This window comes from Opitutus sp. GAS368 (genome assembly GCF_900104925.1).
Classification (GTDB): domain Bacteria; phylum Verrucomicrobiota; class Verrucomicrobiia; order Opitutales; family Opitutaceae; genus Lacunisphaera.
This window is the reverse complement of record NZ_LT629735.1, coordinates 2,271,357-2,292,608: the sequence shown is the minus strand read 5'-3', so window position 1 is coordinate 2,292,608 and position 21,252 is coordinate 2,271,357. Positions and strand designations below refer to the sequence as shown.

Below are 21,252 nucleotides of genomic sequence, written 5' to 3'. Positions count from 1 at the left end.
GAAGGGCCATGCCTCCTGTAGGTCAGGCTTTACGCCTGACATGTCGGGCGTAAAGCCCGACCTACATTCGTGTTTATTCGTGTTCATTCGTGGTTGATCAATTCCGGGTCTGGAAGATCGCGATGAGGATCGCGTAAAGGATCAGGTTCCCGATGGCGAGCGGCAGCAGCTTCTGCCAGCCGAGCTTCATCACCTGGTCGTAGCGGAAGCGCGGCACCGTCCAGCGCACCCACATGAAGACGAAGATGAGGAAGACGGCCTTGCCGAGGAAGACGCCGATGGAGAGCAGGCCCATCGCGATCGGGTGCAGGAACAGGGGCGAGAGGTGGGAGCCGAGCCAGCCGACCACGCTGGCCAGCGGGAGGAACGGCAGGGGGTTCCAGCCACCCATGAAGAGCAACACGAAGACGCCGGAGCCGATGAGCATGTTGGAATACTCGGCGACAAAGAACAGGCCCCACTTCATCGAGCCGTATTCGGTGTGGAAACCGCCGACGAGGTCCGCCTCGCCCTCGGCCATGTCGAACGGCAGGCGGTTGGTCTCGGCGAAGAGCGCCACCATGAACACGATGGCCGCGACCGGCATGGTGAGCCCGAACCAGAGCCCGTGCAGGCTCGCGAACGTGAAGCCCTGCCAGGTGCCGCTCTGGAACTCCACGACATGGAAGAGGCTCAGGGTGCCGCTGCCGCCGGGCGTGTTGACGGCGAGGAACACCGGCAGCACGGCGAGCGTCATCGAGAGCTCGTAGGAGATGAGCTGGGCCGACGCACGGATGCCGCCGAGGAAGGGATACTTCGAGTTCGACGCCCAACCGGCAAGGATCAGCGAGTAGACGCCGAGCGACGACACGGCGAACACCGCGAGGATGCCGACGTCGAGGTTGGCCAGCACCAGCGGGACCAGTTTGCCCGCGCCATCGAGGTAGGCGCCGAAGGGCACCACGGTCAGGGTCGTGAATGCCGGGATCATGCCGACGACCGGCGCGAGGTAGAAATAGAACTTGTTCACGTGACCCGGGACCGGGTCCTCCTTGAAGAACATCTTGCCGCCGTCGGCCATGAGGTGGAACACGCCGAGCTTCTGCAGGAACGGGCCGACGACCGGCACCCAGGCGGCCCAGAACGGGATGGCGCGATTCGGGCCCGGGCGGCCCTGCATCCACGCCGAGACCTTGCGCTCGACCAGCGAGCACGCCCCGCCGAACGGGAACATGACGCCGATGACCGCGAGGCCCTTGATAAGGGCCTGCAGCACCGGATGGAGGCCGGACCAGAGTGAGATCACGGCGTTCATGTGGTTGCAGAATGTAGGGTCGGCGCTTGCGCCGACCTCGAGGTCCGCCGGCCAGCGGCGACCCTACAGCTCGCCGCGCCCGTGGCGCCGGCACTACGGTAGGGGCGCTTGCCCTCAAGCGCCTTTGGGCCGTTGGGGGCAACGGCCCCTACCTGTTGGGATTGAAAGTCGGTCAGCATATCAGGCGTTGACGGCGGCCGGCACGGCGGCCGGTTTGAAGTGGAGCGTCTCACCCTCGACGAAGGGCAACGCGGCCCACGGCGTGGCGTCGAGCAGGAGGCCGGTGGCGGACAGACTGGCGTAGGTGACGGCGGCGAGCGGCTTCACCTCCGCGGCGATCGTGGTCCACAGCGAACCGAGGTCGGAGGCCACGGTGGTCCGGTTGCTGGCCCCGACGAGGGCGGCGAGGGTCACGAGATCGTCGGCCACGCCCGCCGGGCCGGGGACGGCCTGGGCGAACTTCTGCAGGCGGAACTGCTGGTTCACGAACGTGCCGGACTTCTCGAAGATGGTGAGGGTCGGGATGACGACTTTCGCGGCATCGCTCGTGGCGTTCTTATGCGTGCCGAGATAGATGACCGAGACCTTCGCCAGCTGCGCGGCATTGAGGCCGGCGCCGGTCAGATCCTCGCCGAGCGAGAGCACGGTCTTCACCTGGCCGGCGTCGATGCCAGCTGCGAGCAACGTGAGCTGCGCCGTTGGCAGCGCGGCGATGAGGCCGGTGACGAGCGCACCGCGGACGTTCGGGTTGCGGTCGGCGGAGACGAGGATCTTGTCCCCCGCCCCCACCCGGCTGACCAGCGAGGCGGAAACTTTCAGCGCATCGGCGAGCTTCTTCGTGAGAAACTGCTCCTCGACCGAGCTGCGGCCGGAACCGACGATGGCAACCGAACCGGCGTGCAACAGGTCGGCGGCGGCCTTGATCGCCATCTGGGCCGCGGTGGCGGCGCCGTTGATCGTCGGGGCGAGCAGGCGGTTGTCCGCCTTCACCTGCTTGTAGAGCACGCGGCCGGAATCGGCCATCCAGGTGTCGTTCACGGCGTCGTTCTGGCGCGGCGTGATGCGGTAGATGACGCCCTCGCGGCTCCACACCTCGGTGTTGGCGCCGACGGACGACTCGGGGTCGATGCTCGGCGTCTGCTTGAGGAACCAGACGCGCATCTTGAAGCGGAAATCGGTGCTGGTGAGCGCGCCGACCGGGCAGATGTCGACGGTATTGAGCGAGTAGTTGTTCGCGAGCTGCTTGCCCGGGTAGCAGGTCAGCGTGCTGTAGCTGCCGCGGTCCACAAAGCCGAGCACGTCGTCCTTCGCGACCTCCTTGCTGAAGCGGACGCAGCGCGAGCAGAGGATGCAGCGCTCGTCGTCGAGGGTGACCCGCGGCCCGAGCTGCGTGCGCTTGGGCTTCACGTTCTTCTGCTCGACGAAGCGCGAATAGCCGCGGCCGTAGGCGGTGGAATGCTCCTGCAGCTTGCACTCGCCGGCCTGGTCGCAGATCGGGCAGTCGAGCGGGTGGTTGATGAGGAGGAACTCGGTGACGCCCTCGCGGCTCTCGCGCGCCATCGGCGAGTTGGTCTTCACGTGCAGGCCGGGCGAGGCGTTGGTGGCGCAGCCGATCTGCGGGCGCGGGATCCAGTTGATCTTCGGCTTGCCCGTGGCCGGGTCCATGATCGGCGCCTTGGTGGCGGGATCGACGGCCGGCATGCCCATTTCGATGAGACACATGCGGCAGTTGCCGGCGACGGTCAGCTTCGGGTGGTAGCAGTAATGCGGGATCTCGATCCCGAGCTGCCGGGCGGCCTCGATCACGTTCGTGCCCTTCGGCACGGCGATGTCCTTGCCGTCGATGTTGACGGTCACGAGGTCGGGTTTGGGCGGAGCGATCATCTCTGGAAAGGAGGATTAGAAACCACGAATGGACACGAAGAGACACGAATGGGCCATGGGCGCCTTCCTAGTCTCACTTGATTCGTGTGCATTTGTGTCCATTCGTGGTTAAAAAATCAGATCAAGGGGGCGGCCGCGGGCGACGCGGTCTTCTTCGTCTCGTGGTAGTTTTTGAACTCGTCGCCGAACTTCGCGATGAAGCTCTGGGTCGGCCATGAGCAGGCTTCGCCGAACGCGCAGATCGTGCGGCCGGGGATCTGGTCGGCCACGCCCTTGAGCAGGGCGGCGTCCTCGGGGCGCGCGGTGCCGTGCACCATGCGGGTGGTGATCTTCTTCATCCACAGCGAACCCTCGCGGCAGGGCGTGCACTGGCCGCAGCTCTCGTGCGAGTAGAACGCGTTGATGTTGGCCAGCGCCTCCACCATGTTGACGGAGTCGTCCATCACGATGACGCCGCCCGAGCCGCCCATCGTGCCGATCATGGCGAGCGAATCGAAATCCATCGGGACGTCCTCGACGCCCCAGTCGTAGTCGACCAGGTCCGCGCCGACCTTGCGCTTGCCCTTGTAGCGTTCGCCGAAGCGCATGATCTTGGCGGACGAGCCGCCGGGGATGACGGCCTTGAACGTGCGGCCCGGCAGCGGGCCGCCGCAGACCTCGTTGAGCAGCTGGCCCAGCGTGATCTTGCCGGCCTCGAACTCGTAATAACCCGGCTTCTGCACATGGCCCGAGACGCAGAAGATGCGCGTGCCGGTGTTGTTCGGCGTGCCGATCTTCGTGTAGGCCTCGCCGCCGAAGTCGGCGATGTGCTTCACGTGGCAGAGCGTCTCGACATTGTTGACGATCGTCGGGCACTGGTAGAGGCCGAGGACCGCGGGGAAATACGGCGGCTTGATGCGCGGGTTGGCGCGCTTGCCCTCGAGCGACTCGATCAGGCCGGTCTCCTCGCCGCAGATGTAGGCGCCGGCGCCGCGGTGGACGTAGATCTCGCAGCTGTAGCCCGAGCCGAGGATGTTCGGGCCGACGAAATTCGCCGCGCGGGCCTCGGCGATGGCCTTCTCCAGGATGCGGGCGCCGTGCGGCATCTCGCCGCGGATGTAGATGTAGGCCTGCTTCACGTTGTTCGCGAAACAGGAGATCATCGTGCCCTCGATCAGCTGGTGCGGATCCTGGTGCATGATGTAGCGGTCCTTGAAGGTGCCCGGCTCGGACTCGTCGGCGTTGACGATGAGATAGATGGGCTTGCCGCTCTTGCGGTCGACCAGCGACCACTTGACGCCGCAGGGGAAACCGGCGCCGCCGCGGCCGCGCAGACCGGACTTCTTCACCTCGTCAATCAGCTCCGCCGGCGGGCGCGTGAACGCCTTCTTCATGACCTCGTAGCCGCCGTGCCTGAGGTAGCAGGCGAGGTCATTGGTGTAGCCGGGCTCGTCGATGTGAGCGAAGATCAGGCGGCGTTGGGCGGGAGCGGGCATGGGAAATGATTACTCGCTGAGGACGATCTCGATGCCGCCGGTCCAGCGGGAGGCGAAATTGTAGACCATGGCGAGGAGGACGCCGACGACGAAGCCGCCGACCGCGTGGATGATCGGCATGAAGAGCGCCGTGGCTCCGGCGAAAAGCCACGGAATGCCCAGCAGGCGCATCGCATTGTTCAGGTCGGCCGAGGTCGCCGCCAGGCCCAGGGTGGCCAATAGCACCGGGGTCACGAGCATGCCGATGAAGCCATTGATCAGCCCCAGCACTATGCCGAAGCGCACCGGCGGGATTTGGAGGATGCGATATTTTTTCATGTGGCCGGACGGCCTTTTGCCGCGTTGCGGATTTGGTCGCTCAAGGCCTTCACCCTGGCGGCGTCGACTTTCTCGTGGAGGTCGTCGTCAATCATGACGACCGGGCCGGTGCCGCAGCTGGCGAGGCACTCGACAAAATCAATGGTCACCTCGCCGTCGGCGGAGATCTCGCCCGGGTGGCAGCCGAACTCCTTCTGGAAGGCCTCGCAGGTCTTGTAGCCGCCGGTGAGGGCGCAGGAAAGCGTGCGGCAGACCTTGATGTGGCGGCGGCCGATCGGCTTCTGCCGGAACATCGGGTAGAACGTGACCACCTCGTAGACGTTGATCGGCTGCAGCTCGAGCTTGGCGGCGATCCATTCGATGGCCTCGGTGGAGATCCAGCCCACATCCTCCTGCACCAGGTGCAGCAGCGGCAGCGTGGCGCTGCGCTTCACCGGGTAATGGGTGATGACCTCGTCGATTTGCGAGAGTGTGGCGGGTTTGAGATTCATTAACTCAGAAAAGACCGGTCACCACGAAATACACCAAACCCACGAAAGGAATCCGGTGTTCCGGGTTGGTTCTTCATTTGGTGTATTTCGTGTGTTTAGTGGTTAAAAAATCCGGGTCAGCGGTCGCACTCGCCCATGACGAAGTCGAGCGAGCCGAGGATGGAGACGACGTCGGACACCATGTTGCCGACGCAGAGTTTCTGAAGGATGGACAGGTTGCAGAACGAGGGGCTGCGGATCTTCATGCGGTAGGGCACGCCGCCGCCCTTGCTCACGATGTAGAAGCCGAGCACGCCCTTCGGGTTCTCGGCCTCGAAGTAGACCTCGCCGGCCGGCATCTGCGGACCCTCGGTCACGATCATGAAGTTGTTGATGAGTTCCTCCATCGAGGTGAGCACCTTGTCCTTCGGCGGGGCGAAGATCTTGCGCGCGTCCTTCGCATACCAGTCGCCGCCGGGAAAATTCTTCACGACCTGCCTGATGATGCGGACGGACTGCTTCATCTCCTCGCCGCGGCAGAGGTAGCGGTCGTAGCAGTCGCCCTTCGAGCCGACGGGCACGTCGAATTCGTATTTCTCGTAGCCGGAGTAGGGCTTGTCCTTGCGCAGGTCGTTCGGCACGCCGGAGCCGCGGAGGTTCGGGCCGGTGAGGCCGTAGGCGATGGCGTCGGCCTTCGAGATGACGCCGACATCGACGGTGCGGTCGAGGAAGATCTTGTTGCGCGAGAGCAGGCCGAGGATCTCCTCGAGGATCGGCAGGAACTGGTCGCAGAACGCGTCCACCTTCTGCGTCCAGCCCTCGGGCACGTCGCGCTGCAGGCCGCCGATGCGGGTGTAGCTGGTGGTGAAGCGGGCGCCGGTCAGCTCCTCGAAGAGCTTGTAGAGTTTCTCGCGCTCCTCGAAGCAATACATGAACACCGTCCACGCGCCGACATCGATGCCGTAGGCGCCGAGGCCCATCAGGTGCGCCGAGACGCGGGCCATCTCCGCGGTGAGCACGCGGATCGCCTGGCAGCGGGCCGGCACCTCGAGGCCGGCGAGGCGCTCGACGGCGATGGCGTAGGCCATGTTGTTCGCGAGCGGGGCGAGGTAGTCCAGCCGGTCCGTGTAGGGCACGAACTGGTTGTAGGTCATGTTCTCCGCGATCTTCTCGTCGCCGCGGTGCAGGTAGCCGACGACCGGATCGGCCTTCGTCACGATCTCGCCATCGAGCTCGAACTGGATGCGCAGCACGCCGTGGGTGGACGGGTGCGACGGGCCCATCGAGAGCGACATCTTCTCCGGGTCGAACTCCTTGGGCAGGTTCGCCGTCTTCGCAGCAGCGTCGGGATAGGAAAAATCGGTGGCCATTAGGCAGACAGTTTTTACAGGAGGGAACGGAGGCAACCGCGGAGAGCCCGGTCAGTATGGTTGTTATTCATGTTCTCTGTTCTCTCTGTTTGCTCCTGTGAAATTCATTCGGGTTTCTCGCGTTTTTCGTTCCAGGCCTCGTCCTTGGCGCGTGGCTCGGCGTCGCTCATCGGCTCGCCCGGGGTGGCCACGAACGGGCCGCCGGCCATCGGGGCGGAGATCACGCCGACGCCGATCTCGGCGTTGATGTCGGCGTCGGACATCTCGGTCGGCAGGCCGGCGAGCGGGAATTCCTTGCGGAGCGGGAAATACGGGTAGGCCGGCCACATCAGGATGCGGCGCAGGTCGGGGTGGCCGGTGAACTTGATGCCGAACATGTCGTAGGTCTCGCGCTCGTGCCAGTCGGCGCCGGCCCAGAGGCCCGTGGCGGTCGGCATGGCCGGCTCGATGTTGGACTCGCAGGAAGCGGCGACGCGGACGTAAGCGTGTTTCGTGCTCGAGTAGACGTGCCAGACGACGGTAAAGCGCGAGGCGGCCTCGGCGCTCCAGTCGATCGCGGTCACATCCATCAGGAAATCGTAGCCCTGGGTGTCGCGGAGGTATTGCAGCACCGCGAGGACGTCGCCGGCGGGGACGTTGAAGGCCGGGCAGTCGAGGCTCGGGCGCGGCGCGGCCGAGGGAAATTGCTGGCTAACGGCGGTCGGAAGGTCGACGTCGGTGGTCATGCGTGGCGGCGGGGCGTCAGGCGCTGAGCAGTTTCGATACCGAGCGCTCGCCGCGGACCTTGGCCTGGAGCTTCATGAGGGCGTCGAGCAAAGCCTCGGGGCGCGGCGGGCAGCCGCTGACATAGACGTCCACCGGAATGATGCGGTCGACGCCCTGCAGGGTGGCGTAGCTGCGATACATGCCGCCCGAGCTGGCGCAGGCGCCCATGGCGATGACCCATTTCGGGGCGGCCATCTGGTCGTAGATGCGGCGGACCACTGGGGCCATCTTGTAGGTGACGGTGCCGGCCACGATCATGCAGTCGGACTGGCGGGGGGAGAAGCGCATGACCTCGGCGCCGAAGCGGGCGATGTCGAACCGGCTGGAGGCCGTCGCCATGAGCTCGATGGCGCAGCAGGCCAGACCCATGGGCATCGGCCACATGGAGTTTGTCCGGAGCCAGTTGATTGCGGCATCCGCCCGGGTGACAGTGATGTCCCCCTCGATTTTGCTGTTATAGGCGAGTTCCGGGCTGGCGGTGACCATGTGTGTAAAAAATCGATCCAAGCTACCACCCCACCCCCCTCACGCAAGGCGCTTTCGGCCGATTTCAGGAGAAATTTTCAGGACGGGAATTTCCGTTGACCGGGGGCGCCGGTTTTCCCTTAACTCGACCCCTTTCGCAGTCACGGAGAGGTGGCAGAGTGGTCGAATGCGCGTGCTTGGAAAGCACGTATAGGCGCAAGCCTATCGGGGGTTCGAATCCCCCCCTCTCCGCCAGTTTACTCCCGTGAGGTAAGGACTGCAGCGGGGTTTGAGAAATCACCGGATCAGGCCGTCAACACCCGGTTGAGTAAGGAACAGGTGATAGACGCCAAGATTGCTATCCGCCGCCTCGGAAGCGTGAAGCTAAACGATGCTGTCGGTTGGTATCTGCCTGCCTACAAGCCGTCGGTTACCCCAAGAACTGGAAGCGCCCGGAGAGCAAGAGTGAGCTGAAGCAGGACAGGAGCGACCAGAAGGATGGCAACAAAAAGGACGGGCGCCGGTAAGTCTGCAGGAAGGTCCTGCACCAACGAAGCGGGTTAAACCCCATAGCCGCCATTTCCAGTGCGAATTAGTATATATCACCATGCCGACAACTGATGTTCCCGTTCCCGACGCCACAAAGGTCCCCGCACCGGTCGCCAACCGGGCTCCGGCAGTCGCCTCGGCAACCACCCCCGCCACGGTCCCCGCCGTTGCGCCGACCACGGCTTCAGCCCCCGCCCGTCCGAAGGGCCCTGCGCCGGATACCGAAACCTCCAATTCCGACGAAGAAGGCGCCACGCGACGGAAGGACGCATCCCCGTGGACCATCGCCTATGCGGTGACCTCGCTGGCGCTCCTGATTCTCCTCGGTTTGTTCTGGAGCAAGATTGCCGACCGGGACAACACCATCCAGAGTGGCAAAAACCGGGTGGAGCAGGTGGAATCAGGCGCCGTGGTGATGCAGGCTCAGCTCGATGAAGCCAAGGCCGTGTCGGTCCGGCTGCAAAAGCAGCTGGACGAGAACAAGGCGGAAATTTTCCAGCTCAAGGACGCGCAGGACAAGGCCAAGGCCGGGGCCGATGTGTTGCAGGCCCAGTTGGACAAGGCCCGGGCGGGATCCAGCGGTTTCCAGACGCAGATGGAGGAAGCGAAGGTGGCTTCGCTCAAGCGGCAGGGCGAAGTCGAAGTCGCCCAAGCCCAGACCGCCGTCGCGCAGACCCAGGCGGACAAGGCCAAGGGGGACCTGGCCCAGACCCGGACGGACCTGGCCGAGAGCCAGACCAAAGGGACCGACTTGCAGGCCAAGCTGACCAAGGCGGAGCTTGAAATCGCGCAGTTGAAAAAGCCTACCGCTAAGAAGTAGCCGCGGGCTCGCCAACGGGCGACTCCTCGGGGATCAGCGTCCGGCCGGGCCGGCCAGCATGATCCCCGCCCTGACTTGCAGCACCGCCAGCACTTTCGGCACATACATCCGGGTTTCGACCGGCAGAGCGGGCGCAATCTGGGCGAAAGTGCTGGCCCGCTGTTTGTCCAGTGCGCGTTGCACGCGCCCGGGCCCGGCATTGTAGGCCGCGAGAGCCAGGGGCCAGTCGCCAAACCTGGCTTGGAGCGCGCGCAACATATGCGCGGCCGCTTGCGCGGATTTCTGCGGATCCGTGCGCTCGTCGGGGAGAGATGTCCGCAAGCCGAGTTCCCGGGCGGTGGCCGGCATCAGTTGAAACAGGCCGCGGGCGCCCGAGGGACTGCGGGCGGCCGGGTTGAAACCCGATTCGACCTCGGCCAGCCAGACCAGCCCGCCGGGTATACCGCCGGCGACAAACACCGGCTGCAGCAGCGGGACATATTTCAGGGCGGACGCCGGACTCGCCCGGGCCTGCGTGCGCCGCAACCAAAGGTTGTAACCGGGGACAATCTGACCGGCCGGCGGCTCAGGCGAGGGAGTCCGGCCCATCTCCTTGGCCATTTCGATGTAGTCCAGACGTTCCTCCAGCCAGCCTTGGTATTCCTCGCTGCCCGGAATGGCGCGAAGGGTGGCGAGCGCCGCCCGGACATCCGGCTCAAGCTGCACCAGCGCGGCCGGGTCGTCGCCAGCGAGCGCGGCTTGCAAGCGGCCCACGACCGCATCCCATTGCGCCCGGTCCGGAAACTCGAACTGCGCCTTCACTTCCGCCGGCGCCAGTGCGTCAAAAAGATCCTTGCCGGTCTCGTAAAGCGAATCGGCCGGACTTGCAGCGGGCGCCGGCGGCTCCTTCGGCGCCGGCTCCGCTGCACCAGCCGAAGCCAGCACGCACAGACCCAGGCTGCAGAGACGGTATCGTTTCATGTCCTATGATGACCACGGCGGGTCCGCCCGGTTGCGGTCTCTCTCCCAACCCTGTTTGCTGAAATTCCCGATTGGGCCTGAGCGCAGTAGGGTTAGACCTAATAGAATAGGGCTGCAGGATCGGGCATCATGCGCACCGAAACGCAATATCCTCAATCCAACCACAGAGAGAAAATACCATGTCCAAGAAAACCAGAGGCGGCCGCATGACCGCCGCCAAGAATCGCGCCGCCAAATCCAAGGGCGGCAAGGGCCTCGTCAAGAACCGCCCCGCCGGCCGGAACATCATGAAGACCTGATCCGGTCCATGCCGGTCCCATTGCAGAGGCCGTCCGCCGTGGCGGCCTTTTTTATACCCATGACTGAATCCACCGTCCGCTGCGCGAACTGCTCGGAACCGCTGGCCGGCAAATACTGCTCCCGCTGCGGCGAGAAGCGCATGGGACCCGCGGATCACACCCTGCGCCGCTACATCGAGCACCTGTTCGAGGCCTTCACCAACGCGGACGGGAAAGTCTTCCTGACCCTGCGCTCCCTCCTCACCCATCCGGGCCGGCTCACCGCCGACTACCTGCGGGGCCGGCGCCAGCCCTATATTGCGCCGCTGCAGCTTTTCCTGATCGCGAACCTGATTTTCTTTCTGCTCCACCCGCTGGTCGGCTCGAACACGCTGACGACGGACCTCAACACGCAGCTGCACTACACCTGGCATCACGGCTGGGCCGAGGCCCTGGTCGCACCGCGCCTCGCCGCCCGCGCCGTCACGGCCGAGGTCTACGCCACCACCTTCGACCCGGCGGCCATCACCCTGGCCAAGTCGCTCGTCATCCTCGTGGTGCCGGTGTTCTCGCTCGCGGTGCTGGCCGTTTACCGGCGGCACCGGCGGCCTTTCGCCGCGCACCTGGTCTTTTCACTCCACTTCGGCGCTTTCTGGATGCTGCTGATCTGCGCGACGCTGGCCCTCACCAATCTGGTGGTGCGCCTGCTGCGCTCCATCAATGTGTTTCCCTCGGCCGAGGCCGTGGGCGGAAGCATCATCCTCTTCACGCTCGGTCTCATGGCCGCCTATCTCTTCCGCGCCGGGCGCGTGGTGTTCGACCGGGAGACCGGCTGGATCACGTTCGCCAAGGCGCTGGCGCTCGGCCTGGCGTTCGATCTTTCGCTCCAGGTTTACCGCGCCGTCCTTTTTTTCATCACCTTCTGGTCGACCTGAACACCGCATTGCCGCGGCGGCTTTGCCGTGTTTTTCCGCGGCACCAAACGCCTGCCGCGCGGTCTGTGCCTTGAAGACCCCATAGCGGTCAGCCGGTCCGGCCGGTATGCTCGGGCCGGTGGCAGCAATGTCCGGCGGCAAATCCGCCAGCCGAGACTCCTTGCCGGCCCCATCCAAACCAACGTCCTTATGAAAAATCGCAACGCTTCCGATGCCCAGACCCCCGCCGACCTGCTCAACGATCTCCGCACGCTCGTCCTCGAGGCCGAAAAGATGATGGAGTCCGCCGTGTCCGAGCACACCGGCGACGCCATGAACGCGCTCCGCACGCGCTACGCCGCCGCGCAGGAACGCTTCGGCGACCTCTATGCCAGCGCCAAGAAGAATGTCACCGCCGGCGCGAAATACACCGACGAGACCATCCGCGCCAATCCCTACCAGTCGATCGCCATCGCGGCGGGCGTCGGCCTGCTGGTCGGCGTCCTCGTCGGCCGTCGCAGCCAGTAAGAAGCCGCGTCGCCATGGAACAAGAATCCCCGGCTTCACCGGGCCTGCTCGGTTCGTTCCGCACGCTGGGCGACGCCCTCGTCGCCACGCTGCAGGACCGCCTTGAGCTGGTCTCGGTCGAACTGCAGGAGGAAAAATTCCGCCTGATCCAGATCTTCGTCTGGATCAGCGCGGCCGTTTTCTCGGGCATGATGGCGATCACGTTCGCCAGCCTGACCCTGGTTTATTACTGCTGGGAAAGCGCCCGCCTCGCCGTGCTCGGCGGGCTGGCGTTGCTCTACGCCGGCGCGCTGGTGGCCATCGTGGTCTCGCTCCGCCGCTTCCTCGCCCGCCAGCCCAAGCCGTTCGCGGCGACGCTGCAGGAAATCGGGGAGGACCGCTCGTGTATTCGCACCGGGAGCTGATCCGGCTCGCCGTCCACAAGACCGCGCTCCGGCGGCGCATCGCCAGCCGGCGCGCCACGTGCGCCGCGGCGGCCGCCCGGGTGCTGGCGCCCGTGGCCTGGCTGGAGCGGATGCTGGCCCTCGGGCGGAAGCTCGCGCCCTTCGCCCCGCTCGCCGCCGTCCCGCTGGGCTTCCTGTTGAAACGCTCCCCCGCCGCCAAACCCCGCCTGCTCGGCACACTGCTGCGCTGGGGCCCGGTTTTGTTCGGCGCCGTGCGGGGGCTCGCCGGCGCGCGTCCGCCGCGTGATTGAGCCGGCCGGCCTGCGGCCGGCACGTCTGGCATGAAAATCCTGCTGCTTTGTTACCTCGCGAGCTGGGCCTTCATCCCCCACCTCCTTTTGCTCAAGAAGCGGCCGGCGGCGACGCTAGCCTGGCTGTGGGCCATCCTGTTTATTCCGCTGCTGGGTGCGGCCGCCTATTTTCTCATCGGCACCGACCGCCTCAAGCGGCTCCGGCTCAAGCGGCGGAATCTTTTCTCGGCGCGAACCTCGCGCCAGCCGCCGCCCGCCGGCACCACGGACGAGGCCACCCGGCGGCTCCTGCAGGTCCTGCCGCGCCGTGACCGCCAGTTCCTGCAATTGCTGTCCCGCATCAACCAGCTGCCCGTCAGCTCCACGAACCGGCTCCGGCTCCTGCGCAACGCGGAGGAATTCTATCCGGCGCTGGAGCAGCGGATCCGGGAGGCGGTCCATCACATTCACCTGGAGTTTTATATCTGGCAGGATGATGAAACCGGCGCGCGGTTCCTTGGCCTGCTGACCGCGGCCGCCCGGCGCGGCGTCATCGTGCGCCTGCTCCTCGACGGCGTGGGCTCGCATGGCCTGACCGCGGCGCAGCTGGCCGGCTACCGGGAAGCCGGCGGCCATTTCTCCTGGTTCCAGAGCCTGGATCCCCGCCGGTTGCGTTTCTTCATGAACCTGCGCAACCACCGCAAGCTGCAGATCATCGACGGCCGCGTGGCCTTCGTCGGCGGCATGAACATCGGGCGCGAACAGGAGGCGGGAGCGGAATCGCCCGAGCACTGGCGCGACGTGCAGGTGGAGACCACCGGCTCGGTCGCGGCGGAATTGCAGGAGGTGTTCGCCGATGACTGGTTTTTTGCCACGGGCGAGAAAATCTCCGAGGCGGTTTTCTTTCCGGTCCAGCCTGAACCGCCGCCCCGGCACCTCGTGCACATCGTCCTAGGCGGCCCCGACCGACGGAACGAACCCATCGGCAAGTCCATCGTCAGTCTCCTGAACGAGGCCAGCGACCGCGTCTGGATCGCCACCGGCTACTTCGTGCCCGATGACACCGTGCTCACCGCCCTGGAGCTGGCCGCCAGCCGCGGGGTTGATGTGCGGCTGCTGGTCTCGGCGAAGAGCGACCATCCCTGGCTCGGGCCGGTCGCCCACGCCTATTATGATGAGCTGCTCGCCGCCGGCGTGCACATCTTCGAATACAGCGCCGGCATCCATCATGCGAAGCTCGCGCTGGCCGACGCCCAATGGACGATGATCGGCTCGGCCAACCTCGACTACCGCTCGATGCGGCTGAACTTCGAGCTCAACCTCCTGCTGCATTCGCCCGAGCACAATGCCGGGCTCACCCGTTTGTTCGAACAGGACTTCGCGCTCAGCCACGAGATCGATCCGGCGGCATTTTCCCGCCGGCCGTTCCGGCGGAAACTTGTCGAAGCCGCGCTCCGGCCCCTGTCGCCCATGCTGTGAACCCGCCCCGGCGGGGCCCGTCAGCATAACACCCCATTACGTCCGCGCCTCTTAGCCGGTAGTCTGGGCGGCATGGTTGCACAGAATCACTCCCCCGCCTTCGTCCCTTCGTCCACCGATCGGGCCGCCCGCTCGGCGCTGTCCCGCCAGGAGGCGCAGCATGACGCCACCCTGGTGCAGCGGTTCAACGCCGGCGACGAGGCCGCCTTCGTGGAGATCGTCACCCGCTACCGCGCCCGGATGCTGCAGGCGGCGCTGGGGCTTTTGCGGAACCGCGCCGACGCCGAGGAAATCGCGCAGGACACCTTCATCCGCGCGCATCGCGGCCTCGCGAAGTTCCGCGGCGATTCCTCCCTCGCCGCCTGGCTCTACCGCATCGCCCTCAATCTCTCCCGCAACCGCTACTGGTATTACTTCCGCCGCCGCCGCCATGCGACCCTGCCGCTCGATGCGGCCTTCAGCGAGGGCAACGACGCCAGCTTTGCCGACCTCGTCGCCAGCGACGCGCCCAGCCCGGTGCACGCGGCCGCGACGAGCGAGTTTGCCGCGATCGTCACCGGCTGCATGGACCAGCTGCCCGCCGGCCAACGCGAGATCCTCACCCTGCGCAATGTGCAGCAGCATACCTACGGCCACATCAGCCGGACCCTCGGCATCCGCGTCGGCACCGCCAAGAGCCGCATCGCCCGGGCGCGCACCAGCCTGCGCCTGCTGGTGGGCAAATCCTACCCGGACTCCTTCCCCACCGACACGCCGTTCACCTGCTTCGAGCCCGTCCGGTCCGCCGGACTTCTGCAGGTCTCCTGCGCGTGAGCCTCTTGGCGCCCCGGCTCCACGTCGCGCCCGGCCGGTTCCGCCCTCCCTCGCCGTGAAAGCCTGACCCGCATTACCCATGAACTCATCCGCCACCGCCGCCAGCGTTTCCCCCGTCGCCCCGAATTATCAGTATGAAAGCATTCGTCACCTGCCGGCGGCGGCCCGGGCCGCCTTCGCCCGGTTTCAGGTTATCGGCGACCCGGCGGCGCTGGACCCCGTCCTGCTTGCCATCCTGGAAGACTTCATTCCCAAGACTCCCGCGCGACCGCTCGCGGAGCTGCCCGGCGGCACCCGGCTGATCGACGACCTGGGCTTTGACTCCCTCGCCCTCACGGAGGTGGTGTTTTTCACCGAGGATCTGTTCGGCATCACCATCACCAACGAGGAAATCATCCGGGTGCGCACGCTGGATGACCTGCGCGGCTTCATCCACGACAAGGTCTCGATCCTCCCGGCGCGCTGAGCCGGCCCTTATGCCGCCGCTTCCCGTCATCACCGGGCTGGGTTTCATCACCAGCATCGGGCAGGACCGGCTCGCCGTGCAGCGCAGCCTGTGCGAACTGCGCCACGGTTTTGCACCGGTCGAGTTCCTCGGCAACCCCGCCCTGCCCGTCAAGGTCGCCGGCACGGTCAAGGGCTTCTCCTTTCCGACCGCCAACTGGCGCGACTGGGGCTGGCCGGAGCAGTTCGCCGTTGATCGCGAGCTGCTTCGCGGGCTCGCCCCGCATGGCGTCTATGCGGTCTGCGCGCTGCAACAGGCCCTCGCCGACGCCGGGCTCGGCGCGGCCGAACTGGGCGACGGCACGACCGGCCTGTTCTGCGCCTCCGCCGGCTCGCCGTTCATGCTCCACAGCTTCCTCAACCAGCTGCACGAGACCCGCGGCGAGCGCGGCAACCCGATGGGCATCGTCTCGTCCATCGCCGGCACCCTGAACTTCAACCTCGCGGCCCATTACCGGATCACCGGCGCGGTCTGCGGCTTTGTCTCCGCCTGCGCCTCGTCGAGCCACGCCCTCGGCCACGCCATGGACGAAATCCGCCTCGGCCGGCAGCAGCGGATGCTGGTCGTCGGGGCGGAGGACCTGACGGCGGAGAGCATCGTTTCGTTCGCCAGCCTGCGCGCGCTTTCCTCCAATCCGGACCCGGCCACGGCCTCGCGCCCCTTTGACCGCTCGCGGGACGGTTTTGTCGGCACCGGCGGCGCGGTCGCCCTCATCGTCGAGGACGCCGCGCTGGCCCGCCGTCGCGGCGCGCACATCTACGCCGAGCTCATCGGCTGGGGCCAGGCGGGCGATGGTCACAGCGTGGCCGTCTCGCATCCCGAGGGCGCGGGTCTGCGCCGCGCCATGCAGCGCGCCCTCGCCGACGCCCGCGTGAACGCCGCCGACATCGGCTACGTCAACGCCCATGCCACCTCCACCATCGCGGGCGACCGCTCCGAGGCGCTCGCCCTGCACGCGGTGTTCACCGCCGGGGGCGCCAGGCCGCGGGTCAGCAGCACCAAGGCGCTGACCGGCCACGGCCTGTCCCTCGCCGGCGTGATGGAAGCGGGCTTCTGCGCCCTCGCCATCGAGGGCGGTTTCATTCCCGGGGCCGCGCATCTCACGGATCCCGATCCCGTCTGCGCCGGGCTCGACCTGCCCCGCACCACCCTCGCCGAGGCGCCGGGCCTCGTGCTCAACAACAGCAGCGGGTTTGGCGGCAGCAATGTCTGCCACCTCCTCCGCCGCCCGGCCTGACTTTCCCATGACCGACTCCCTCACCCTCCACCTCAAGACCCTGATCATCGCCTCGCTCAGGCTCGACGGCGTCGGCCCCGGGGACATCCCCGATGACGAGCCGCTCATCGGCTCGGCGCAGTTCGGCCTCGACTCGCTCGACGCCCTCGAGCTTGTGCTCGCGATCGAGAAGGAATACGGCGTCAAGATCGGCAACAGCGAGGAGTCGCGCCGGGCGCTGGCCACCGTGGGCACCCTCGCGACCTATGTCCGCGCGCACGCGGCCGCCGCCTGAATCCGCCCCATGTCCCCCGCCGATCAGCTGCCCGTCGGTCTCGCGGCTTGCGACTGTCTCACGCCGTTCGGCGACGCCGCCGCCACGGCCACCGCCCTGCTGGCCGGCCGGTGCGCCCTCGAGCTCACGCCCGTGCTCGGGCGCGACGGCGGCGACCTGGTGCCGTTGGCGTTGACGGGACCGATGGATGAGACGCTGCCGCCCCGCTGGCTGCCCGGCCTGCGGCGGATGGCCGCCGGCATCCCCGCGGCCGCCTGGGGCTCGGCGCGCTCACCGGTCATCGTCACGAGCAGCAACTTCGGTGTCGGCAGCCTCTACGCGTTCAGCCGCGACGCCGACCCGCGCCACCTCGCCCACGGCACGCCCTTCGCCGCGGTCGACTTGCTCCGCACGGAATTCGGCTGGGGCGAACACGTCCACGTGTTCTCGCATGCCTGCGTCACCGCCCACCTGGGCCTCGCCCACGCCGCGCGCCTGCTGCACGCGGGACTCGCCGACCGGGTGCTGGTTTTCTCCTTCGATTTCGTCAGTCCGTTTGTCGCCGGCGGCTTCCACAGCCTGAAGATCCTGAACGGCGGTTTCCCGGCGCCCTATGCGCGGCGGGAAACGGGCTCGATCGGCCTCGGCGACGGCGCCGCCTTTGCCGTGCTCACGCGCGACGCCGCGCCGTTCCGCCTCGCCGCGCACGCGCTGCACAACGAGATGTTCCATTTCACCGCCAACCAGCCGGATGGGGCCGGCTTCGCCACCTGCGCCGGGGCGATCGCCACCGCCGCGCAGGGCCGGTCGGTCTGGGTGAAGGGCCATGGCACCGGCACGCTCGAGGCCGGCCGGCTCGAGGCCGAGGCGTTCGGCCGCCATTTTCCGTCCGCCCCGCTCACCGGCTGGAAGGGCAGCCTCGGCCACACGCTCGGAAGTTGCGGCCTGGTCGAGCTCGCCCTTGCCCTCGCGGCGCTGCGCGGCGGGCGCATCCCCGGCACCGTCGGCGGCGCGGCGCCAAGCTTCACCGCCAACGTCGCGCTGGAGCCGTTCGCCAGCGCGGGGTTCGACGGCGCCATCCTCACCAGCAACGCGTTTGGCGGCGCCCACGCCGCGATGCTCCTCACCCATGATTGAGCGTTTCCTCCACCAGGTGCTCGTGGAGCTGCCCACCGCGGAGGAAACCGCGGCCGCCGCACGCGCCCGGCTGGCGGACAAGTTTCCACGCACCGCCCTGCGGCGGATGACGCACCTCGGATTGCTGGTCGGCTCCGTGCTCGAAGGCACCGCGCTCGGACCGGAGGACGCCGTGGTGCTGGCCACGACATTTGCCGAAACGCGCGCGCTGGAGGATTTCCTGCGGAGTTTTCCCGCCGCCAGCCCGTTGCTCTTCCAGACATCGATCCATCCCGGCAGCGTGCAACAGGTGCTCATCGGCCGCCACCAGCCCGTGGCCCGGCTCTGGCCGCTCGCGGGGCGCCCGCGGCTCGTGGAGCAGGCGCTGCTGACGGCGCTGCTGGAACCGGCCGCGCACGTGGCGCTGGTCGGCGGCGAGGAGCGCGGCACCTGGATGGGGGCGCACGGTTTCGCCTCGGCCACCTCGTTTGCCTTCGCGACGATCCTGACCCACGCCGCGGACGGCGCGGCGGGCTGCATCGCCTTCACCCCCGGGCCGGCCGCCGACGACGTGTGCCCCACCCTGGAAAAATTCGCGGCGACCCTGGCCGCCCGCTCGCCGCTGCGCTGGTCCGGCGGCGGCGGCGATTGGAACCTCGAGTGGCGATGAACCCGCCGGCTCAACCTCCCCGCAATCCGGGCCCGAGCTGGGGCTACGGTTTTCTGCTGTGGGCGGAGCGCTGGTGGCCCCGCTGGGTTTTCCGGCCGGTGCTGATGGCCGGCACGTGGGTGGCGCTCGCCTGCCTGCCGGTGCAGCGCGCGCATTCGCGCGCCTACCTCGCCGTCGTGCTCGGCCGGCCCGCGACGCTCCGCGAAGGGTGGCGGCATTTTTTCGCTTTCGCGGAGGCCCTCCTGCTCAATCTCCGCGCCGGCCGCGGGGTCCCGGTGCTTTGTGTCCTGGCGCCCGGGAACAAGGTGGAGTTCGAAGCGCTGCTGGATTCCCCCCGGCCGGCGCTCTTCGGCGCCTTTCATTTCGGCGGCTCCGATCTCCTCGGTTACCTGCTCGCCGAGCATGGCCGGCGCGTTTCCATCCTCCGGATGCGGGTGGGCAACTCCGGCGACACCCAACGGCTCGGCCGGAGGTTTTCCGGCAAGGTGTCCTTCCTTTGGGTCAACGACCCCGCCAACATGCTCTTCGCGCTGAAGGCCGCCCTCGAGGCCGGTGAATCCCTCGCGCTGAAGTGCGACCGGCTCGACTTCAGCGCCCGCTCCGAGCCCTTCCATTTCCTGGGCACCCGGCGCCGCTTCCCCTTTAACATCTACCTCCTGGCGATGCTGTTCGACCGGCCGGTGGCGTTTTGCATCGCCCTCCCCGCGGCCGGAAAGGACGAACTGCACGTGCACGCCTCGCCGGTATTCATCCCGGACCCGGCCGCGGGCCGCGCCGCGAACACGCAGGCGGCCCGCCAACATTTCCAGGGCGTGCTGGACCAGCTGGAGACCCTGGTCCGCGCCCATCCGTTCCTCTGGTTCAACTTCCTGCCGCTCAACCCGGAGGCGGCGCCGGCATCCCGCTAGGAACCGCGCTCTACCGATGCTCCTCCGCAACGCCTATTACTACCCGGTCTATTACTTCACACTGCTGCTCTTTGCCGCGGGCGGACTGCAGCTGTGCCTCCTCAGCGCGCTGGCCGGCGGGCTGCCGGCGACCCGGCGCACGGAACGCTTCTTCCAACGTTTGATCCACCGGCACCTGGTGTTTTTCCACTGGTGGTGCGCGCGGACGCGGCTGGTGCTGGTGCGCTACCGGGGGTTCGGTGCGTGGCCGCACGGCGGGCTGGTGCTCGCCGCCAACCATCCCGCCATGACCGACATCACCTGTCTGCTGGCGCGCCTGCCCGAGGCCGTGTGCATCTTCAAACCCGCCATCCGCCGCAATCCCGTGCTGGGGGCCGCCGCCCGGCGCGCCGGCTACCTCGGCAGTGACGGTGGCCATGAACTCGTGCGGACGGCGGCGACCCTGGTGGCGGCCGGCCAGCAACTGGTGATCTTTCCGGAGGGCACGCGCACCCCCCCCGGGGAAGCGCCGCTGCCATTCAAGCCGGGCTTTGTCCTGATTGCCCGGCGCGCCCGGGTGCCGATCCAGCTCGTGCGTGTCACCACCGATTCGGATCTCCTCACCAAGGGCTGCACGTGGTGGCGGCTGCCCCGTTTCCCGGCCCGGGTCGAGGTGGCCGCGGGCCCCCTGATTCCCACCGATACGGCCGCCAGCCCCGCGGAACTGACGGCCGAGATCGAAACCTGGTTTCGCACCGCCCTGTGACCATGGCTCCCCCCACCCACCTCGTTTTGCTGCCGACCTACAACACCGGGCCGCGGCTGCACGCCGTCGTGGCCGAGGTGCTGCGCCACTGGCCGCATGTCCTCGTCGTGGTCGACGGCAGCACCGACGGCAGCGACCGGCTCCTGCGCGAGCAGGCCGGGTTCGACCCGGCGCTCACCGTGCTGGTGCTGCCGCGCAACAGCGGCAAGGGCGCGGCCGTGCTCGCCGGCGCGCAGGCCGCTGTGGCGCGCGGCTTCACCCACGCGCTGGTGATGGATGCCGACGGCCAGCACCCGGCCGGCAGCATTGGCGAGTTCATGGCGGCCTCGCAGGTCAACCCGGCCGCGCTCGTGCTGGGCCGCCCGATCTTTCCCGCCAACATCCCGGCCGAGCGGTTGCATGGCCGGAAACTCAGCGTCGGCCTCGTGCAGCTCGAACTGCTGGGCGCCGGCGTCGCCGATCCGTTGTTTGGTTTCCGCGTCTATCCGCTGGCGCCGCTGCTCGCCGTGCTGGGTTCGCGGCGCGGCGGCCGGCGCTACGACTTCGACACCGAGGCCGCCGTCCGGCTGGCCTGGGCCGGCGTGCCGCCGCAAAACCTCGCGGCCCCGGTCCGTTACTTCTCCCGCGCCGAGGGCGGCGTGTCGCATTTCCATTATGTCCGCGACAACGCCACGCTGGTGTGGCTGCACACCCGGCTGCTCGTCGAACTCCTGTTCTGGCGCTGGCCGGCGCTGCTCCGCCACCGGCGGCAGTGGCGGACCGT

At 67.4% G+C, this 21,252-nt stretch carries 23 protein-coding genes, 1 tRNA gene and 1 pseudogene; 16 read left to right on the top strand and 9 right to left on the bottom strand.

Features of this window, described 5'->3' with window-relative positions:
• Positions 1 to 97 precede the first annotated feature (97 nt).
• From BLU29_RS09855 to nuoB, 8 genes are all read right to left on the bottom strand, one after another.
• The gene (locus BLU29_RS09855; RefSeq protein WP_091057281.1) at positions 98 to 1,294 is read right to left on the bottom strand and encodes a complex I subunit 1 family protein; all 1,197 of its coding nucleotides are present in this window, start codon (positions 1,292 to 1,294) and stop codon (positions 98 to 100) included.
• 180 nt (positions 1,295 to 1,474) lie between these two features.
• Positions 1,475 to 3,178: a 2Fe-2S iron-sulfur cluster-binding protein gene (locus tag BLU29_RS09850; RefSeq protein ID WP_091057278.1), complete on the bottom strand. Its 1,704-nt coding sequence runs from the start codon at positions 3,176 to 3,178 to the stop codon at positions 1,475 to 1,477.
• Positions 3,179 to 3,294: 116 nt separating this feature from the next.
• Positions 3,295 to 4,653: an NADH-quinone oxidoreductase subunit NuoF gene (gene nuoF, locus BLU29_RS09845; protein ID WP_091057275.1), complete on the bottom strand. Its 1,359-nt coding sequence runs from the start codon at positions 4,651 to 4,653 to the stop codon at positions 3,295 to 3,297.
• A 9-nt stretch (positions 4,654 to 4,662) separates the two neighbouring features.
• The gene (locus tag BLU29_RS09840; RefSeq protein WP_091057273.1) at positions 4,663 to 4,971 is read right to left on the bottom strand and encodes a hypothetical protein; all 309 of its coding nucleotides are present in this window, start codon (positions 4,969 to 4,971) and stop codon (positions 4,663 to 4,665) included.
• The gene (locus tag BLU29_RS09835) at positions 4,968 to 5,462 is read right to left on the bottom strand and encodes an NAD(P)H-dependent oxidoreductase subunit E (RefSeq protein ID WP_091057270.1); all 495 of its coding nucleotides are present in this window, start codon (positions 5,460 to 5,462) and stop codon (positions 4,968 to 4,970) included. Before BLU29_RS09835 ends, BLU29_RS09840 begins: the two co-directional genes overlap by 4 nt.
• A 116-nt stretch (positions 5,463 to 5,578) precedes the next feature.
• Positions 5,579 to 6,811 (bottom strand): NADH dehydrogenase (quinone) subunit D, encoded by a 1,233-nt coding sequence (nuoD, locus tag BLU29_RS09830; RefSeq protein ID WP_091057267.1) that lies wholly within the window; start codon positions 6,809 to 6,811, stop codon positions 5,579 to 5,581.
• A gap of 104 nt (positions 6,812 to 6,915) precedes the next feature.
• Positions 6,916 to 7,536 carry an NADH-quinone oxidoreductase subunit C gene (locus tag BLU29_RS09825; protein ID WP_091057265.1) on the bottom strand — a complete coding sequence of 207 codons (621 nt, stop codon included), beginning with the start codon at positions 7,534 to 7,536 and terminating at the stop codon, positions 6,916 to 6,918.
• 16 nt (positions 7,537 to 7,552) lie between these two features.
• Positions 7,553 to 8,062: an NADH-quinone oxidoreductase subunit NuoB gene (nuoB, locus tag BLU29_RS09820; RefSeq protein WP_091057263.1), complete on the bottom strand. Its 510-nt coding sequence runs from the start codon at positions 8,060 to 8,062 to the stop codon at positions 7,553 to 7,555.
• A gap of 144 nt (positions 8,063 to 8,206) precedes the next feature.
• Between nuoB and BLU29_RS09815 the strand changes: the two genes are divergently transcribed.
• Both BLU29_RS09815 and BLU29_RS09810 read left to right on the top strand, forming a co-directional pair.
• A tRNA-Ser gene (locus tag BLU29_RS09815) sits at positions 8,207 to 8,296 on the top strand.
• Positions 8,297 to 8,648: 352 nt separating this feature from the next.
• Positions 8,649 to 9,410: a hypothetical protein gene (locus BLU29_RS09810; protein ID WP_157693762.1), complete on the top strand. Its 762-nt coding sequence runs from the start codon at positions 8,649 to 8,651 to the stop codon at positions 9,408 to 9,410.
• A gap of 33 nt (positions 9,411 to 9,443) precedes the next feature.
• Here the strand turns inward: BLU29_RS09810 and BLU29_RS09805 are convergent, their stop codons facing one another.
• Positions 9,444 to 10,370 (bottom strand): lytic transglycosylase domain-containing protein, encoded by a 927-nt coding sequence (locus BLU29_RS09805; protein ID WP_091057259.1) that lies wholly within the window; start codon positions 10,368 to 10,370, stop codon positions 9,444 to 9,446.
• Positions 10,371 to 10,728: 358 nt separating this feature from the next.
• On the opposite strand from BLU29_RS09805, the gene BLU29_RS09800 reads away from it, so the two are divergent.
• The 14 genes and pseudogenes from BLU29_RS09800 to BLU29_RS18810 all read left to right on the top strand — a co-directional run.
• Complete coding sequence (locus tag BLU29_RS09800) at positions 10,729 to 11,583, top strand: DUF3667 domain-containing protein (protein ID WP_172830245.1); 855 nt, start codon at positions 10,729 to 10,731, stop codon at positions 11,581 to 11,583.
• Positions 11,584 to 11,772: 189 nt separating this feature from the next.
• Entirely contained in the window at positions 11,773 to 12,090 is a 318-nt protein-coding gene (locus BLU29_RS09795; RefSeq protein WP_091057253.1) for a DUF883 family protein, read from the top strand.
• A 14-nt stretch (positions 12,091 to 12,104) separates the two neighbouring features.
• Positions 12,105 to 12,494, top strand: coding sequence for a phage holin family protein (locus BLU29_RS09790; RefSeq protein WP_091057251.1), 390 nt, complete (start codon positions 12,105 to 12,107; stop codon positions 12,492 to 12,494).
• A complete protein-coding gene (locus BLU29_RS09785) occupies positions 12,473 to 12,784 on the top strand; it encodes a hypothetical protein (protein ID WP_091057248.1) in 312 nt (103 codons plus the stop codon). Before BLU29_RS09790 ends, BLU29_RS09785 begins: the two co-directional genes overlap by 22 nt.
• A 30-nt stretch (positions 12,785 to 12,814) precedes the next feature.
• Positions 12,815 to 14,242 carry a cardiolipin synthase gene (cls, locus tag BLU29_RS09780; RefSeq protein WP_091057246.1) on the top strand — a complete coding sequence of 476 codons (1,428 nt, stop codon included), beginning with the start codon at positions 12,815 to 12,817 and terminating at the stop codon, positions 14,240 to 14,242.
• Positions 14,243 to 14,314: 72 nt separating this feature from the next.
• Positions 14,315 to 15,055 carry a sigma-70 family RNA polymerase sigma factor gene (locus BLU29_RS09775; RefSeq protein ID WP_091057244.1) on the top strand — a complete coding sequence of 247 codons (741 nt, stop codon included), beginning with the start codon at positions 14,315 to 14,317 and terminating at the stop codon, positions 15,053 to 15,055.
• A 79-nt stretch (positions 15,056 to 15,134) separates the two neighbouring features.
• Positions 15,135 to 15,521: an acyl carrier protein gene (locus BLU29_RS09770; RefSeq protein WP_091057241.1), complete on the top strand. Its 387-nt coding sequence runs from the start codon at positions 15,135 to 15,137 to the stop codon at positions 15,519 to 15,521.
• A 10-nt stretch (positions 15,522 to 15,531) separates the two neighbouring features.
• Positions 15,532 to 16,797 (top strand): beta-ketoacyl-[acyl-carrier-protein] synthase family protein, encoded by a 1,266-nt coding sequence (locus BLU29_RS09765; RefSeq protein WP_091057240.1) that lies wholly within the window; start codon positions 15,532 to 15,534, stop codon positions 16,795 to 16,797.
• Positions 16,798 to 16,804: 7 nt separating this feature from the next.
• On the top strand, positions 16,805 to 17,071 hold the full coding sequence (locus tag BLU29_RS09760; RefSeq protein ID WP_091061062.1) for a phosphopantetheine-binding protein: 267 nt from the start codon (positions 16,805 to 16,807) through the stop codon (positions 17,069 to 17,071).
• Between the two features lie 9 nt (positions 17,072 to 17,080).
• Complete coding sequence (locus tag BLU29_RS09755; RefSeq protein ID WP_091057237.1) at positions 17,081 to 18,187, top strand: hypothetical protein; 1,107 nt, start codon at positions 17,081 to 17,083, stop codon at positions 18,185 to 18,187.
• The gene (locus BLU29_RS09750) at positions 18,180 to 18,836 is read left to right on the top strand and encodes a hypothetical protein (protein WP_091057236.1); all 657 of its coding nucleotides are present in this window, start codon (positions 18,180 to 18,182) and stop codon (positions 18,834 to 18,836) included. Before BLU29_RS09755 ends, BLU29_RS09750 begins: the two co-directional genes overlap by 8 nt.
• Positions 18,833 to 19,744, top strand: a complete 912-nt coding sequence (locus BLU29_RS09745) for a hypothetical protein (RefSeq protein ID WP_091057233.1) — start codon at positions 18,833 to 18,835, stop codon at positions 19,742 to 19,744. The genes BLU29_RS09750 and BLU29_RS09745 overlap by 4 nt, the downstream gene beginning before the upstream one ends.
• Positions 19,745 to 19,760: 16 nt before the next feature.
• A complete protein-coding gene (locus BLU29_RS09740) occupies positions 19,761 to 20,489 on the top strand; it encodes a lysophospholipid acyltransferase family protein (RefSeq protein WP_091057231.1) in 729 nt (242 codons plus the stop codon).
• 2 nt (positions 20,490 to 20,491) lie between these two features.
• Positions 20,492 to 21,193 (top strand): annotated as a pseudogene (locus BLU29_RS18810) (glycosyltransferase family 2 protein); the annotation flags it as partial.
• Between the last annotated feature and the right edge of the window lie 59 nt (positions 21,194 to 21,252).